Source organism: Bacillus sp. FSL M7-0558, assembly GCF_038003245.1.
GTDB lineage: Bacteria > Bacillota > Bacilli > Bacillales > Bacillaceae > Bacillus > Bacillus pumilus.
Genome location: NZ_JBBOOU010000001.1, coordinates 2,942,524 through 2,958,434 on the forward strand (window position 1 = coordinate 2,942,524; position 15,911 = coordinate 2,958,434).

Consider the following 15,911-nt stretch of genomic DNA (forward strand, 5'->3'; position numbering starts at 1 on the left):
TATATGTATTGAATCTAATTGTTTACTAAATATACATTTTCTATTTTTGTTATAGACTTAGATTGCAAACTGTGATTATCCATTTCTACGTAAAGGGAAAAATCATTGTTTTTAACAAAAATTATATCGCTTCCATTATTAAGTTTTATTTTTAATGCATTGCCTTCTTTTTGAGTATTACGAAAGGTATTCTCAATCATATTGTAGTCTAATTCAGTCCACTTGCCATTGATTATAATTTTGGTCATCCCCATTATCTTATGACTGATACTATTGGGGATCATTTTCTTTTGAAATTTTTCAGAAATATCTTCGTTATCTAATTGCTGAAATCCAATTTGAAAGGCCTCTTTTTCAAAATAAGGTAAGTACATGTTTCTCCATCGTGATGAAATTTTAAGTAGTCCAAATAATTTATATTCGATTCTTTCTGGCGTTTGTACATCAAATGCTTTGTCTAAAAGCGATTGATGTAAATAATCAATATCTGATACATCAATCATTAAGCATATTGCTCCTCTTGTACCTCGATTATACAACTCTGTCCAATCTTTTTTCCAGCCACCGCCATCCTTCTGTGTTATATTCACTAATTCAAGATACTCCTTTCCAATCCAAAGATTGCTTATTTTAAAGCCTTTTGTTCTTTTACCTTTTTTAGGTGCATACGGAAAACCATTTTGTTGTATCATATCTATCATTTTTTTGTCTTTTTGATATTTCTCATCAACATTGATAACAATATGATCGATTTTATTCATCGGTTAACTCCCTCGGCTTAATTAAATGAATAGCTTCATAAAGATACTTCATTTTCATTTCTTCCATTTCATAAATGTAATCAAACGTTAGTCTTGTTAATGGAGGTAGATTCATTTGTTTCTCTTTTTCTTCTTCACCCTTTTTTATTTCTGCTAAATGTCTTTTTTGCGCTTCAATTTGAATATTTAATGATTTAACAGCTTCTTGTTTTTCAATTTCGTCAGCAAACATTAGTCCAGCAAAAAGTTGAGTTGGATAAGTATTTTGAGGTTCTACAAGACATTTCATCACACATTCTTTCTTGTGTTCTTTTCCAAGTTCTGTAATCTTGTAAATTTTAGTACTCTTTTTCCCTACTGTCCTAGTTTCACAAACTTTTATATAGTTTCCTTTTTCTAATTTATTTAGCGCATAATAGATTGAGCCAACTAGAATTCCTCCCCATCTATCGACCATTGTATTTTTTAAATTCTGCTCAACATCATACCCTGACATCGGTTTCATCGATATTAATCCTAATATATATAAGTCCGTCATCAGATTCCTCCTATTCAATATCTATTTACACAATACTCAACATTGAGTATTGTTTCAAGATTAGATTAAAATTTTCTTTCATGCTAAGCACTTTTTCAGAGCTCTCAAAAAATCCTGTAAGCAAGCGTTAGCGTGATGTTTATAGAGGTGTGCAATACGATGAGTGAGCCACCTTGATCAAACAAAAAAAGACGAACGGCAACCGTTCGTCTTCTTCCCTCACTTCCCTCACTTCACTTCTTCATGCTCCTGAACAGCATGTCGTTTACTGGCAATAAAGAGTGCAACGGTCATGGCTAGAATGGTCAGCGCCCACCAGAAGGTCGATACAGCCTCTTTATGATCGATGATAATCAAACGGATGACGGCTGTGATGCCAATATAAATAAAATAGCGAAGCGGAAAATGAAAGTTTGATTTAAAGTACTTAATAATTAAGGCAATAAACTCAAAGTACATAAAGAAGATCAGCAGCTCACCAAGCATTTCATAATAGCTTTCTCCTTTGTTGACCACATTCTTGTAGACAAATTGGACAATATACCAAGTTTCACTAATTAAGAGGACGCTTAAAGCAAGGGCTAGAAAGAATAGACAGATATTCAGAAGACCTTGCAAGAGATCGGGTACTTTTTGGAAGTTGTTGAATCGTTTCATTAGATTGTCTCTCCATTCCATGTTATTCATTTGTCATCTATATTTTGATGTGCCAGAATCGCAGCACGATGTAGTAAACACCGCTTTTTTCCATCTTTTCAAACTGCCCGTGCATGCGGGACATCATTCGTTTAATGCTTCGTTCACCAAGTCCAGTGCTTTCCTGCGTGTCATTTGTCTCTTTTATCGCATTGCTCACATGGATCTCAAAGATTTCTTGATCGGATAGACACGTGAGATTGATGTCTTTTTTCGGATCGGCGTATTTCAGTATGTTCGACATCAGATTATCAAACACTCTGCCAAGCTCCTCGACATTCACGTTGATATAGCTGTCAGGTAGCTCTCCTAAAAGATGAACCTTGAATGTCTCTTGCTGCAAGATCGTCACCTGATCTGATAAGAGATCGTAAATGACCTCTTTGACTGCAACGGTCTCAAGCTCAGGTTCATGTTCTTTATCAAGTAGAAAATAGGCAAACAGATTATCAGATAGATTTTTCAATTGCAGTGCTTTTTCATAAGCACTTGCTATATATTGATCTTTACGTGTATCCGCTCCAGCCTCCTCTTTTTTCGCAAACTCTAAATTCATCATCAGCGATGTCAGCGGTGTTCTCATATCGTGTGACATTTCAGTAACCAAGCTGCGACTCTCTTCTTGTAGCTCGTCAATGGCTTGGAGCTTGTCCAGAAAAGCTTTACGAAGATCCTCAATACTTTTGGCAATCATCGCTAATTCATCATGCCCTTTCACCGTCATCTCATAGTCCAGCTCGCCGCCTTCAAGAATATGAATGTCTTGGTGAATCGTTTGCAGGTAGCGTAAACTTTTGCGAATGCCAAGCAGAACAATGAGGAGAAAAATAAGCGTCGCCCCAAGCAGCTCGAGTGTAAAGGCGAGATCGTGGTAACGAGACGAATAGAAACCATCCACCATAACCCGGCCTTCACCATCGCTAAACTGAACTGGATACGAATGATGCTCAGCGTACTGGGTCACCTTTTCTTTTCCATACGCCGATTCATCAGCAGACGAATAGATGGAGTCATATTGCAGCACTTCATCCTTGAAGATGGTCAAATTAATGTAATTCTCTTTTTTCACCCACTCACCAAATGCTTGTCGATCTGTAGAAGACAGCTCATTCTCAGACACATAGCGGCTGAATTTTTGAATATATCTGGCTGACTCCGCCTCGTAATACTCGTCCGAACTCAAATATCCGTCAATGAGGTCATCGGTGATCTTTTGCAGCGTCAAAAAGACAAGTCCACTCACGACCGTAGCTGTCAAAATCAATAGTGCTAGCTTTTTGGCTAGTGTATATTTACGATGTGCCAAATCGGTATCCTCTTCCCCATTCTGTTTTGATATATACAGGACGTGCAGGATCATCTTCAATTTTGGCACGCAGCTTTCGAATATGCACCATCACCGTATTGTTGGAACAATAGAAATAAGGCTGTCCCCATACACTCTCATAAATATTTTGGGCTGAAAAGATTTTGTTTCGCCTGCTCATGAGCAGCTTGAGCACACGATATTCTAAATCAGATAGCTTGATTTGTTGATTTTCTTTCCACACTTCATTAAATTCTTCGCTCACCCTTAGCTTGCCCCCAACAAGAAACGTTTCTTCCTGTTCCTTCTTTTCCTGATAGACGGTGTACCTGCGTAATTGTGCAATGACTCTAGCATGAAGCTCCTCTTGTGAAAAGGGTTTTGTCATATAATCATCCCCGCCGGCAAGTAAGCCTTCGGTTTTATCGAATGTACTTGATTTAGCTGTTAGAAATAGAATCGGGACGTTAGAAGAGGCTCTCATTTGCCGGCACGTTTCGATGCCTGATATGCCTGGCATCATCACATCCAAAATCACCAAATCGAGCGAATCGTCCGCAAACTTCAATGCTTGCTCGCCATTCATCGCTCTTTGCACCTCATATCCAGCACGTGTAAGGGATTCCTGCAAAAGGTCTCCAATATCCTGATCATCTTCTACGACTAATATTCGATGCGTCATGTTTCTCTCACCTCATGATACGTGATGTACTTTCTTTTATGTCTTTACTATATATCATCTAGCTATGTGAAAAGATACAGCAGAAATCTTAACAGTTTATGAATTTGACCATCTTCCATCAATTTGTCACATTAATTTTCAAAAAATTGGATCTTCATAAATTGTTAAGAATTGGGACGTATATTGATTCATTGTAAGGATCGATGGATTGATCCGAATGACATTTATCATAACAAGAAAAGGAGCATGGATATGAATGCAAACAAAGTAGAACACGCGATGAGTTTGAAGGATCGGGTTCATTTCTTAGACATCGTACGGGGATTTGCCTTAATGGGAATTATTCTGGTGAATTACTTTTTGATCGTTGATTCGGCGAAGGGGTTCGATATGGAAGCAAATGATGTCTTTCACAACTTGGTGAATTGGTTCGCCTCAGGGAAATTTATTACGTTGTTCTCCTTCCTATTCGGGGTTGGTTTTATGATTTTTATGGACCGCGCTGCTCAGAAGGTGGACAGTCCGAACAAGCTGTTTGCCCGCAGATTAACCATTCTCTTAGGGTTTGGCCTTCTGCATGTCACCTTTGTTTGGATTGGTGATATTTTAGCGTATTATGCAGTCGCTGGCTTTTTATTGCTTTTCTTTTACAAACGTACAGCCAAAACCATCCGATACTGGCTGATCACACTCTTTATGATTCAATTGCTCACACCCTTTTTCACAATGCTGCTTCATACCATCAGTACAGGCTCATCGGGCAAGCCGGACTTTGCCGATTTTGATTTGACCAGCCACAACAGTCTGACTTATTTAGCATCTATTGGTGACCGATGGACAGATATGGTGACGATGGCTTCCAGCTCATTTTCAATCGTCTATTCCATGTTCTTCATGTTTTTGCTTGGTGTTTATTTTGTGAAAATGGCGTTTTTCAAAAACATGGCGGCGAAAAAAACGATTTGGAATCGCATTTGGATCATTTGTACCATCGCTTTTCTCATCACACAAAGCAGTACGATTATAGCAGCGGTCAATCCTTTTGAACATACACTCTGGGTGAACATGGCCACTGCTCTGGAACAAAACGGAGGATTAACTGGCAGTATGTTCTATATGAGTACACTTGCGATGCTGTTTCTGCACGTTCCTCAGCTGCGAGGTGCTTTGATGGTCTTTACCAAAGTCGGACGGATGTCCCTGACCTGTTATTTGCTTCACTCGATCATTGGAACCATGCTATTTCTAAAATATGGAGCGGGGCTTGTCGATCATCTTCAGCCGGCTGGTACGTTCTTCATGGCTATTGGCGTGTATGTCTTCCTTGTGCTTTTCAGTACGTTTTGGTTAAAGAGGTTTAAGTATGGACCGATGGAATTTATTTGGCGTCAGCTGACGTATGGGAAGGTCAATGACAGATCGAAAACCAATACATTTCATGCGGCGAAGTAAAAGAAAAAAGGCGAATGGCTACAGTTCGCCTTTTTTAATATGTTAAGTTTGTGATTCAGAGACAATCCGTTCACTTTCAATACTGCTCAATCATTTCTTGTAATTGAGTCAAATAACTCTCTTTTAATTCATCTGGGTATTCAATTTTCACATGCTTCCCAAATGAGATCAAATAGTGGGTCATATACGATAATTCTTCTTGGTTGTACCCACCCATAATATATGGAGTATCATCAATGATCTCCAATCTCATATTCGGGTAATGATTCTTCAAAAACTTTTCTTTTCCTTGTTCCGTTAATCGACATTTAAATGAGATGTCATGATAAGTTTTTTCGGACTCGAGCTGCAGTGTTTTTAATTCTTCCTTCGTAAAGGTGCCTCTGCCTTCTTCTTCAATGATCAAGTCCTTCATAAAGTCACATCTATAGATGCCCCACTTTTTATTTTGAACATCATATGCTTTGGTGAACCAAATCCCATTTCGATAAAACAACTCAAGAAATTGCAGCCTGATCCTTTTATTTTCATATTGCGTGTACGTCATCTTCACGATTTGATCTTCCATCATCGCCTGTAAAATCAATTCCAAATGATTTTGTTCACTAACTGGTGCGACATTATAGTAATGAATCACATCCAAAGTCTCCGTGATCATTCGTTTTCTCTCATCAGACATTGTGGCAAACAGCTTTTGCCGAATTTGTGAGTAGGACTTTTTAAATGGTGTTGCTGACACCAGGTCTAGCGCTTTAAGCGCGAAAAAAATAGCTTGAACTTCATCGGTATTGAAATAAATAGGGACCATTGGAGATTGTTTCACCAGTCGATATCCTCCATGTCTGCCAGGTTCAACATAAAAAGCTAAACCCATGGACTCTAGCTCTTCCATATCTCTCAAAGCCGTACGTTTCGATATGCCAAATTCGGTTTCTAAATCCTTTAACTGAAATGAGTATTTATCACTTAAAAAAATAAGCTCTTGGTTTAATCGTTCTGATTTTTTCATTTGAATTTCCTTTTAAAAAAGGTGACATGTTTTGTCACCTTTATATTTTATACTCAGTTTATCAAAAGAAAAGGAGCATGTATATGCAAACATTAATCATTAACGCGCACCCTGATTTCACTCATCGAGAAAGTTATTCAAACAAACTGCAAACACTATTTTTAGAACAGTTTAAAGAAAGATTCCCTCATGAAGAACCAACAATTTTACCTTTACATGAAACAGAAATTCCTCGTATCGAAAAAGACCAACTGCTACGTATTTGGGATAAGCAAGCATCTGAACAAACATTAACAGCTACCGAAGAAAAAATCGCTGCTGCTTCATCTGCTTTATTGGCTCAATTCAAAGCACATCATCGAATCGTCATTGTGTCACCTGTTCATAATTTCAATGTGACTTCACGTATGAAAGATTATATAGATAATATTTTTATTGCTAGAGAAACGTTTAAATATACAGAAAATGGTTCAGTTGGTCTGATGACTGACGATTATCGTGTACTTTTGCTTCAAGCAAGTGGCTCAATTTTCACAAATAACGATCGATATACACCTTTGGAATTTTCACATTACTACCTAAAAGAAATATTCCAAAACTTGATGGGCTTTCAACAATTTCATATTGTCCGAGCACAAGGAACAGCGATTTTAGAAGAAGAAACGATCTTGTCATCTGCAGCTGACGATTTGTCTAAAGCCTTTGATGAGTTTTACTCGCCTAGCGAGATGTGAATTGGATTTTTTCAAAAACAAAAAGACCAAAAACGTTTGATTTCACGTTTTTGGTCTTTTATTATTAACCGATCGAACCTTCCATTTCAAACTAGATTAATTGTACCTAAAATGGCACGGAAAAAATAAGAAAAAAGAAACTCAAACCCTTGATATATAGGCATTTCTTCAAATAGTTTGAAATGGATTATAATTTCAACTTGGCACTTTCTTGGCATGGTTAAAGCCGTATAAAATTAGGGTATCGCTCATAAATTTTCAAATCATGCCAATATTAATAAATGGTCAAAAAGCCAAACTAAATATTAAGTTGCTAATATACAGTAGCTTGAATGATGAGAAGAAACATTTAGTTTTATATAATTTAGAATGATAAAACCGTTAACTAATTAGTTAAGCGGTTTTTCTTATATCTTTTTACTGTTTTTATAGACACTAAATTATGCTTAGGAATTAATACGTTTAAATTCTTATTAAAATTTCAGTTGTTTTTATTCTTTGTTAAGACAGGCTGTTATCTTTTCCAATGAATTTATATAATCGTAATTCCCTTTCCCTATATAACATTTCATTACAAAAAAAGTATTTAATTTATAAGCCCTAATATCTTCAAAATCCTGATTTCTCTCAATATTCACTTTCCCAACATATTTTATAGGCTCTTCTTCTTCTGATGGAAAAAGAAATATATTTTCAACCTTTATAATTTCTTTTACTTTCTTCTCTAACTTTTTGTCATGTAACCTAAAGTCCTTTGAATTAATATTATTAAAAATAGTGATGGCGTAAAATAGTTGCTTTACTACATCATGCCATCCTGGTAGATTAACATAAGTATTATAATATTTAGCATCAAGAATATACATCGTCCTTCTCCTCAACATAATTATGTCAGGTCTTTGAGGCTGGACTATTGCAGGGCTATCAATTTCCCATTTTAGTTTTGGTATTATTTTTTTGAGAATCTTATACTGGTTATTAAAGATCGTGCTACACACTTGTTCCCATACATTTTGAAAGTAAGGTGTAACTAATGTTTCTATTTTTTCCTCACGATCTTTTTGTTCAATACCTAATAAAAAGTTCATAATCATTTTAATAATATTTATTTCTCTCTCAATAAAGGTACTATTTAGCTCTGTAGTTAAGAAACTTATTGCATAATTAATGTCACAATTCAGCTCTGTAACATCAAGATTAGCATCGTCTGATGTAACTCCAAAAAGCCACCCGTATTTTTCTAAGCTTTTATAAACGCAATATTTATGTATAACTAATAATTGATGTTGACGGTCAATAATTGTTTTTCTAGAGATAGGGTCTGCATAAATTACAGATCCTCTCGAAATCAGAGGTTGCTTTTTATTTATTGTTGCTGACCAATCAATGTGTCCTGAATTTGTTGAGTCCTTTATCTTTATTTCCTTCATTAATAGTCCATTTTGGATGAAATCCTGAATAAGACGATACGAAGTAAAAAGGTTACCATTAAGTTGGCCATTTTCCACACCAAGCAAGTTCATTTCCTCAGGAGTGAGTTTTGCTTCCCTTCTGTATCTTAACAAAACGTCAAAAAGAATCTGAATATGTTCTTTTAGTAATTCATCCTCCGTTGGAACTTTATATGCCTTAGGAAAAATAATGATCAAAGAGTTTTTATAGATTATTACCCCAGTCGCTATAAATTTAATTTTGTTTTCACTGACTCTACAAATCCCTTTATTTATTAACTGGTCGGTAAATTCCTGTGGATAATCATTAATATATTCAATATATTCAATTTTAGTTGTGTAATTTGGTACCTGTTTCACTCAAATATCCCACCAAAATTCTGCCTTTTTATTCTTCACTTAACTCTTCTTCTTCTAAAAGCTGTTGTTCAACATCGACTTCATTTGCTTGTAACTCTTGTTCCTTCTCTAAAACTTTATTGATTTCGTTTTTAATATTCATTACATCAACACCTGAAACAAAACCTGTTACCAAGTCAGAGTATGTCCTTATATCAGGATCAAAAAAATTCTCTCTCTTGTATCGTACAACATCATCCCAAAGGTAAATTAATAACTTTGAAGTAAAACTGTTTGAGTCCTCTATCTCTTCTGGACTGATAAAGAATGGTCCAAGTAAACGGTCTTCGTTAATTCCTAAATTTTTAAGTTTAGAATTTATAACAGTAAGGATTATTCTCCACTCAAATGTTTCCCCTGCATAATTTACAGAATTCTTTTCATGTACGAAACCTCTTTCTTTTATAGGCATATACTTAAACTTCCAACGTCGTTTAAATGCAGAGTCAAGGACATACACTCCTTGGTCACCACTATTCATAGTTGCAACAATACTCATATTTTCAGGAATAAATAAGCCATCTTTAAAAAGATGTTTAATATCTAAAAGTGACATTATATAATTTTTCAGGTCTTCATTTGGTTCAATCTTGTACTGACTTGCTCCATCTCCTTTTCTGTCCAACAGTTGGAAGATATCACCGAAAACCGTGGGTGCATTAGCCCTATTTATTTCCTCTATAAGCAATGTGTATTTGTTATTAGGATTTCGAAGAGCTTTAATTAGAATCTTGATAAACGGACCCGGGTTATACTGGTAATCAATAAATGGTTCACCTAGTTCGAAGACATCTCCGTTTATTCTATGTAATAAAGCATCAGAGTTTTTATATAAAGGGGTAGGTTTATAGCTACCTACAAAGTCATAATAAGAGTATTCAGAATGGAAAACAACTCGCATTATATTTGAAAAATTATCTTCTAAATACCTACTTTTCCCTGTACCTGGTGCCCCATAAACTATTAAGTTTTCTGCAGGTGAATCCGTTGATTTCCTGAAGCCTTGCACTTGTAAATTACGAGAATACTCCAATAGCTGTTGGTCAGAGGCCATGTGATAAACAATATCCGCTATATACCCTTGGCTAACAGCAACTAGACCAAGTAAACTTAGTACTGGCGAATTATAATAATCTTGATGTCTGTCAATTGTTTTACTACCAAACCACCAAGAATAATCTGTTAGAAAACGACATAAATACTCAGCACTTGTTTCGTCCTCATTAAAATATTTAAAAATTGCCTCTTTAATATCAGGAGCAAAATCATCAATATTTTTACCTTTTAGATTTTTAACTTTTTCAAAAAATTGTCTTCTGCTCATACCACTAACATTTGACTCAGATAGGTTTACTAATATCCCCTTATACTTAATCAATTCAGAGCAAAATTCTACAACGAATGTAGCGATATAGAACCATTGATTTGGGCAAAATATCTTATTAGTTGAGCTTGGGGTTATTTCCGCAGAGTAATCATAATACTGAATTGTTGTATTGTGTGACTCTAATACCTGTGCAAATCTCTCTTTAAAATCCCTATTCAACTTAAAATCTTCATTCACAAATGTGTTACGATAATGATCCCTTGAGTCAATAGCTAACTGATATAAGTCTTTAAGCACTAACATATCCTCCAATTTCTGTTTTATAAAATGAAGATGAATACTCTTATTATATAATTTGTTTTAAAAGTTTCCAATAATTAATCCAGTATTACCAAATATCTTTAATGTTGGCTTTTTATTTCAAATCGGAAAACAAAGGAGGCTGAATTATTGAATATGTTTTGACCAAGTAACACATGCAGAAGATTAACCTGATCTTTTAAAAGGAAACTTACCTATTGGATAAAATTACAATTATCTAACTCAAATTTTATTATTTATTCTTTGAAGACAGAATTTTTCTAGTTCCTTGAAAATATTACGTTCATAAGGGTCGATAATATCTTCAAGACGTAATGTAATGGTCTTCAGTTTATCTTCGTAATAACTTCTTGGTAAATCTGTACGTTTAACCCATGACTGATTCCGATCAATTAATTCATAAAGAAATTGAGTTAAACCATAAACACTTAGATATCCTTTATAGTTTTTTGATTTTAATTCATCTGGGACGACCAAAGTAATATTATGTGAAGCTAAGCTTTCAATCGTATTTTTCGAAATATTGTCATCGAGTGTAAGCAAAAACATTTCTTGGGCTCCTGTCCGTTTCATTTCCTCAGGTACTTCCTGCCATCTTTCACGTAATGTTGTTTTCATTGAAATTAAGGAGCATTTTCTTTTTTCCAAGTTATATTCAATAACACCAGGTACCACACAATCGACAAGCTTTCCTAAGCGTTCAGTTTCAAATAATTTTGCCCCTATAACCCCTTGGTCATCGAAAAAGATACCTGAACGCAACAAAATTGCTTCTATAATTGCTTCAAATTCTTTTCCTGCTCGAGCGCGCCTAGAATTCGTGTTACTTTTCGATAACTCAAAAAGATGGTCGCTATATTTTTCTAAAAAAGTTCCTATAATCTCTTCGGCATTGTTATTTTGACTGTTACCAATATCAGAGTCTTTCTGAACCAAAATTTTCCCCATTTTGATATTAAATTGTTTTTCATGCTTTAAGTATATATCCCAGCATTCAGCTCTCAGTCCATAGAGAATTTCAGTGGCATTTTCTAAAAAAAAGAATATGTCCTTATGGTAGTAAGGAGAATTTTGTAATGCTACTTTTACTAAGTCTCTTGGCTTGGGAATAAGAGCATTTCTATTACTTTTGATTTGATTTTTAAAATGATCGATATTCAATAAAATAACCTCCTAATCGCTTCTCTTTTAACATACCATAATTCTCCAACGAAAACTAAGCCTTATGAACTAATTACAAATGACTGTAGACAAACGAAAGAATGTTCGGTATAATTTGTGTCATTAATAGGACAACCTGTCCCTAAGGAGACACGATTTATAATGCACAAAGAGATTAAATTAAAACGTGAACGATTAGGACTTACACAAAAAGAACTAGCAGATGCACTTGGTCTAGGGAGAAATGGTGATAGAACTTTAAGACGTTGGGAAAATGGTGAATCCGTACCCTCTTCAATAGAAGTCAAAGCCATCATGGATTTCCCAGAAAAGCCTCAATTTCCCCCGCCTGAAAATCCTAAGTTTACGATGATAGATTTATTTGCAGGAATTGGTGGAATACGGTTAGCTTTTCAGAAACAAGGTGGGCTCTCTGTATTTGCTTCCGAATGGGATAAGTTTGCTGCTAAAACATACAAAATGAATTATGGAGATGAACCCGAAGGCGATATTACACAAATTCCTACTGAACAGATCCCAGAGCATAACATTTTATTGGGTGGATTCCCTTGTCAGCCATTTTCACAAGCAGGACTTAAAAAGGGCTTTGAGGATACGAGGGGGACTCTTTTCTTTGATATTGCTCGTATTATAGAAAAAAGACGGCCACAAGCTTTCTTATTAGAAAATGTGAAGCAGCTTAAGGGACACAATAAAGGAAAAACTTTAGAAACAATCCTTCGAGTTTTAAGAGAAGATTTGGATTATACTGTAGACTATAGGGTTTTACGGGCAGCAGATTTTGGGGTTCCTCAAAACAGGGAACGTATTTACATTGTTGGATTTTACAATCCATTAGGAGGTAGAGAAATTGCATTTCAATTTCCGAAACCAACTGATGAACCAACCAGAGTTGGGAACATTTTAGAAGAACATGTAGATGAAAAATATACTATTTCTGACCGTCTATATGAGGGGCATTTACGTCGTAAAGAGGAGCACAAGAAAAAAGGAAATGGTTTCGGCTTTTCATTATTTACCGAAGATAGTCCATATACAAATACCATTAGTGCCCGTTATTATAAAGATGGTAGTGAAATACTGATTAATCAAGGGGAAGGGAAAAACCCCCGAAAACTAACACCAAGAGAATGTGCAAGGTTACAAGGGTTTCCAAAGGAATTTATAATTCCTGTTTCAGATACTCAGGCATATCGACAATTTGGAAATTCAGTTGCAGTTCCAGTGGTTGAGGCTATAGCAAAAAATATGGTGGATGCAATAGAAAATAGTGTAGGCTTCCGATATGTAACTGATAACATTCTAACCCAAGCATAAAATTCTAGGGATTGGTGATTAATTGTTATTTATAGCTGTCTCCCCATGCTTCTTCAAAAGACAAGAACCCTTCTTTTTCGAGAAGGGCTTCTTTCATTTCTCCACTAAAACTACTCTAACTCTATTAACTTTTTCTAAAATAATACCTTCATAAAAACCGCCTGTTTTTTCTAACTTATCGGCTTTTACTCTTAATACCTTGTCCATATCTAAGTTAAAGGCATGTGATGTATCCTCAATTACTTCTAATATATCTGCTAATTCTTCTTCGTTAGGTGCAGCCGTTGGAAGTAACAGATAATTCAACTAGAGCCTTAGTCATTCCAAGCAAAGAGGTTGCTCTTTGTTTTTTTACTGTTCATTTTTACTTTGGTCACTGGATAATGAAAGCTATGTTTCAGTAAATAACTCCTTCCACTCCACATCAGAAGCCATCTATTGAAGTATTAGAAAAACTATCAGATAGCTTAGAAGTTCCATACGAAGATTTAATGGTGGCATCAGGATATATTGACCCGATTGATTTTTCGAAAATAAAAAACGAAAAAGAAGATAAAGAACACTATCAGAGCAAGAACAAGAGCCTTTCCTACTTGATTTTTTACTGGATTCTAATAATCAATTATTTTTTCAGGACAGGTTTTTGACAAAAGAAGAAAATGCAAAAATAAAAAGAGTTATAGAAATAGTTTTAAAGGATTGAAAGGGAAGAAGAAACATGGCGAACTTCAGAAAGTTAGCTAGTGGAAAATTAGTAAGCCTTGGAACATTTAAAACAAAAAAGAAGAAATTGAAGCAGATAAAGTTGAAGAAAGAAAATATTATGGACAAACAATAAACGATAGAAATTTGTTATTTGATGAGTTTGTGAAAAATTGGCTTGAACAAATATAAAAAAGCTAATGTAAAGGAATCCACATATACACAAATTGAAGCAAAATGAATTAATTTTAGAAAATGAAAGATTTCACAAAAATGAAGATGGTATCATTTTTCATAATTGTCACGGTCATTATTTAACACCTTCTACTATTCGTGATACCATGCAGGGTTACTGTAAAAGCTGGTGTTGATTAAAAAGGCACTCACGGCTTTAGGCATACTCATGCCGTTCTACTGCTTGAATCAGGTGCAAGCCTTAAATATGTATCAAATCGTTTGGGTCATAAAACCATCAAAACAACTGCCGACACTTATCTTGATATTACTGAAAAAATTGAAGAAGACGAACTAAAAAAGTTCGCCTCCTACACTAAAAGATAATTTCAACTCGGCACAAAACTGGCACGATATGAAATCCTCTCAAATCCTTGATATTTAAAGGTTTTTATTTATTAACCAATAGAACCTTCCATCTCAAACTTAATCAAACGGTTCATTTCAACGGCGTATTCCATTGGTAGTTCTTTTGTGAATGGTTCGATGAAGCCCATGACGATCATTTCTGTTGCTTCTTCTTCAGAAATTCCGCGGCTCATCAAGTAGAATAGCTGCTCTTCTGATACTTTTGATACCTTCGCTTCGTGCTCTAATGAAATGTTGTCGTTTAAGATTTCATTGTAAGGGATCGTATCAGATGTTGATTTGTTATCCATGATGAGTGTGTCACACTCGATGTTTGAGCGTGCACCCTCTGCTTTACGTCCGAAGTGAACGATTCCGCGGTATGTGACTTTACCGCCTTGTTTGGAAATCGATTTCGATACGATCGTTGAAGATGTGTTTGGTGCAAGGTGAATCATTTTTGCACCTGCATCTTGGTGCTGACCTTTACCTGCTAGGGCAATACTTAATGTCATACCACGAGCGCCCTCACCTTTTAGGATGACCGCTGGGTATTTCATTGTCAGCTTAGAACCGATGTTTCCATCAATCCATTCCATTGTCGCATTCTCTTCACATACTGTACGTTTTGTGACAAGGTTGAAGACGTTGTTTGCCCAGTTTTGAATCGTTGTATAACGGCAGTAGCCGCCTTTTTTCACGACGATTTCAACAACCGCACTGTGAAGTGAGTTTGTTGTGTAAACTGGTGCTGTACAGCCTTCTACGTAATGCACATGTGCGCCTTCATCAACGATGATAAGTGTACGCTCGAACTGACCCATGTTTTCAGAGTTGATACGGAAGTATGCTTGAAGTGGTGTATCTACTTTGACGCCCTTTGGTACGTAGATAAATGAACCACCAGACCATACAGCCGAGTTAAGCGCAGCAAATTTGTTGTCAGTCGGAGGAATGACTTTTGCCCAGTGCTCACGGAAGATGTCTTCGTTCTCTTTTAATGCGCTGTCTGTATCTTTAAACACAATGCCTAGATCTTCAAGGTCTTGCTTCATGTTGTGATACACAACTTCAGATTCATACTGAGCAGATACACCTGCTAAGTACTTTTGCTCTGCTTCAGGGATCCCAAGCTTATCAAAGGTTTCTTTGATTTCTTCTGGTACTTCATCCCAAGAACGCTCAGAGCGCTCTGATGGCTTTACGTAGTACGTAATTTCATCAAAGTTTAATGCATTTAAATCTCCGCCCCATTGTGGCATCGGCATGTTGTAAAAGAGCTCAAGAGATTTCAAACGGAAGTCGAGCATCCACTGAGGCTCTTCTTTCATACGAGAAATTTCTTCAACGATCTCTTTTGTCAGTCCGCGCTCTGAACGGAAAATGGAAACGTCTTTATCAGAAAAGCCGTATTTATATTCACCAACATCTGGCATTTTTTTAGCCATCCAT

Annotated in this window: 15 protein-coding genes; 4 read left to right on the plus strand and 11 right to left on the minus strand. The window is 35.8% G+C overall.

Annotated features, from left to right (window positions below; all coding sequences use genetic code 11):
- Positions 1–14: 14 nt before the first annotated feature.
- The 5 genes from MHB79_RS15025 to MHB79_RS15045 form a co-directional block, all read right to left on the minus strand.
- Positions 15–761 carry a transporter gene (locus tag MHB79_RS15025; protein WP_137054435.1) on the minus strand — a complete coding sequence of 249 codons (747 nt, stop codon included), beginning with the start codon at positions 759–761 and terminating at the stop codon, positions 15–17.
- Positions 754–1,299, minus strand: a complete 546-nt coding sequence (locus tag MHB79_RS15030; protein ID WP_340990095.1) for a PadR family transcriptional regulator — start codon at positions 1,297–1,299, stop codon at positions 754–756. The genes MHB79_RS15025 and MHB79_RS15030 overlap by 8 nt, the downstream gene beginning before the upstream one ends.
- Before the next feature lie 228 nt (positions 1,300–1,527).
- Positions 1,528–1,956: a phosphate-starvation-inducible protein PsiE gene (gene psiE, locus MHB79_RS15035; protein WP_003212694.1), complete on the minus strand. Its 429-nt coding sequence runs from the start codon at positions 1,954–1,956 to the stop codon at positions 1,528–1,530.
- A gap of 37 nt (positions 1,957–1,993) precedes the next feature.
- The gene (locus MHB79_RS15040) at positions 1,994–3,301 is read right to left on the minus strand and encodes a HAMP domain-containing sensor histidine kinase (protein ID WP_340990096.1); all 1,308 of its coding nucleotides are present in this window, start codon (positions 3,299–3,301) and stop codon (positions 1,994–1,996) included.
- Positions 3,288–3,983: a response regulator transcription factor gene (locus MHB79_RS15045; protein ID WP_340990098.1), complete on the minus strand. Its 696-nt coding sequence runs from the start codon at positions 3,981–3,983 to the stop codon at positions 3,288–3,290. The genes MHB79_RS15040 and MHB79_RS15045 overlap by 14 nt, the downstream gene beginning before the upstream one ends.
- A 252-nt stretch (positions 3,984–4,235) precedes the next feature.
- Here MHB79_RS15045 and MHB79_RS15050 point away from each other — a divergent pair, with 252 nt between their 5' ends.
- Positions 4,236–5,435 carry a DUF418 domain-containing protein gene (locus tag MHB79_RS15050; RefSeq protein ID WP_340990100.1) on the plus strand — a complete coding sequence of 400 codons (1,200 nt, stop codon included), beginning with the start codon at positions 4,236–4,238 and terminating at the stop codon, positions 5,433–5,435.
- 76 nt (positions 5,436–5,511) lie between these two features.
- Here the strand turns inward: MHB79_RS15050 and MHB79_RS15055 are convergent, their stop codons facing one another.
- Positions 5,512–6,444 carry a helix-turn-helix transcriptional regulator gene (locus MHB79_RS15055; protein ID WP_340990102.1) on the minus strand — a complete coding sequence of 311 codons (933 nt, stop codon included), beginning with the start codon at positions 6,442–6,444 and terminating at the stop codon, positions 5,512–5,514.
- A gap of 83 nt (positions 6,445–6,527) precedes the next feature.
- Between MHB79_RS15055 and MHB79_RS15060 the strand changes: the two genes are divergently transcribed.
- Positions 6,528–7,178, plus strand: coding sequence for an FMN-dependent NADH-azoreductase (locus MHB79_RS15060; RefSeq protein WP_340990104.1), 651 nt, complete (start codon positions 6,528–6,530; stop codon positions 7,176–7,178).
- A 491-nt stretch (positions 7,179–7,669) separates the two neighbouring features.
- On the opposite strand, the gene MHB79_RS15065 is transcribed toward MHB79_RS15060, so the two are convergent.
- From MHB79_RS15065 to MHB79_RS15075, 3 genes are all read right to left on the minus strand, one after another.
- Positions 7,670–8,989: an LlaJI family restriction endonuclease gene (locus MHB79_RS15065; protein WP_340990105.1), complete on the minus strand. Its 1,320-nt coding sequence runs from the start codon at positions 8,987–8,989 to the stop codon at positions 7,670–7,672.
- A 28-nt stretch (positions 8,990–9,017) separates the two neighbouring features.
- Complete coding sequence (locus MHB79_RS15070; protein WP_340990106.1) at positions 9,018–10,652, minus strand: AAA family ATPase; 1,635 nt, start codon at positions 10,650–10,652, stop codon at positions 9,018–9,020.
- 246 nt (positions 10,653–10,898) lie between these two features.
- Positions 10,899–11,837: a type II restriction endonuclease gene (locus MHB79_RS15075; protein ID WP_340990107.1), complete on the minus strand. Its 939-nt coding sequence runs from the start codon at positions 11,835–11,837 to the stop codon at positions 10,899–10,901.
- A gap of 162 nt (positions 11,838–11,999) precedes the next feature.
- Between MHB79_RS15075 and dcm the strand changes: the two genes are divergently transcribed.
- Positions 12,000–13,175: a DNA (cytosine-5-)-methyltransferase gene (dcm, locus tag MHB79_RS15080; protein WP_340990108.1), complete on the plus strand. Its 1,176-nt coding sequence runs from the start codon at positions 12,000–12,002 to the stop codon at positions 13,173–13,175.
- Between the two features lie 93 nt (positions 13,176–13,268).
- Here the strand turns inward: dcm and MHB79_RS15085 are convergent, their stop codons facing one another.
- A complete protein-coding gene (locus MHB79_RS15085; RefSeq protein ID WP_340990110.1) occupies positions 13,269–13,481 on the minus strand; it encodes a hypothetical protein in 213 nt (70 codons plus the stop codon).
- Positions 13,482–14,291: 810 nt separating this feature from the next.
- Here MHB79_RS15085 and MHB79_RS15090 point away from each other — a divergent pair.
- Positions 14,292–14,438, plus strand: a complete 147-nt coding sequence (locus MHB79_RS15090; protein ID WP_340990617.1) for a recombinase XerC — start codon at positions 14,292–14,294, stop codon at positions 14,436–14,438.
- A gap of 71 nt (positions 14,439–14,509) precedes the next feature.
- On the opposite strand, the gene sufB is transcribed toward MHB79_RS15090, so the two are convergent.
- Positions 14,510–15,907 (minus strand): Fe-S cluster assembly protein SufB, encoded by a 1,398-nt coding sequence (gene sufB, locus MHB79_RS15095; protein ID WP_003213112.1) that lies wholly within the window; start codon positions 15,905–15,907, stop codon positions 14,510–14,512.
- Positions 15,908–15,911 lie beyond the last annotated feature (4 nt).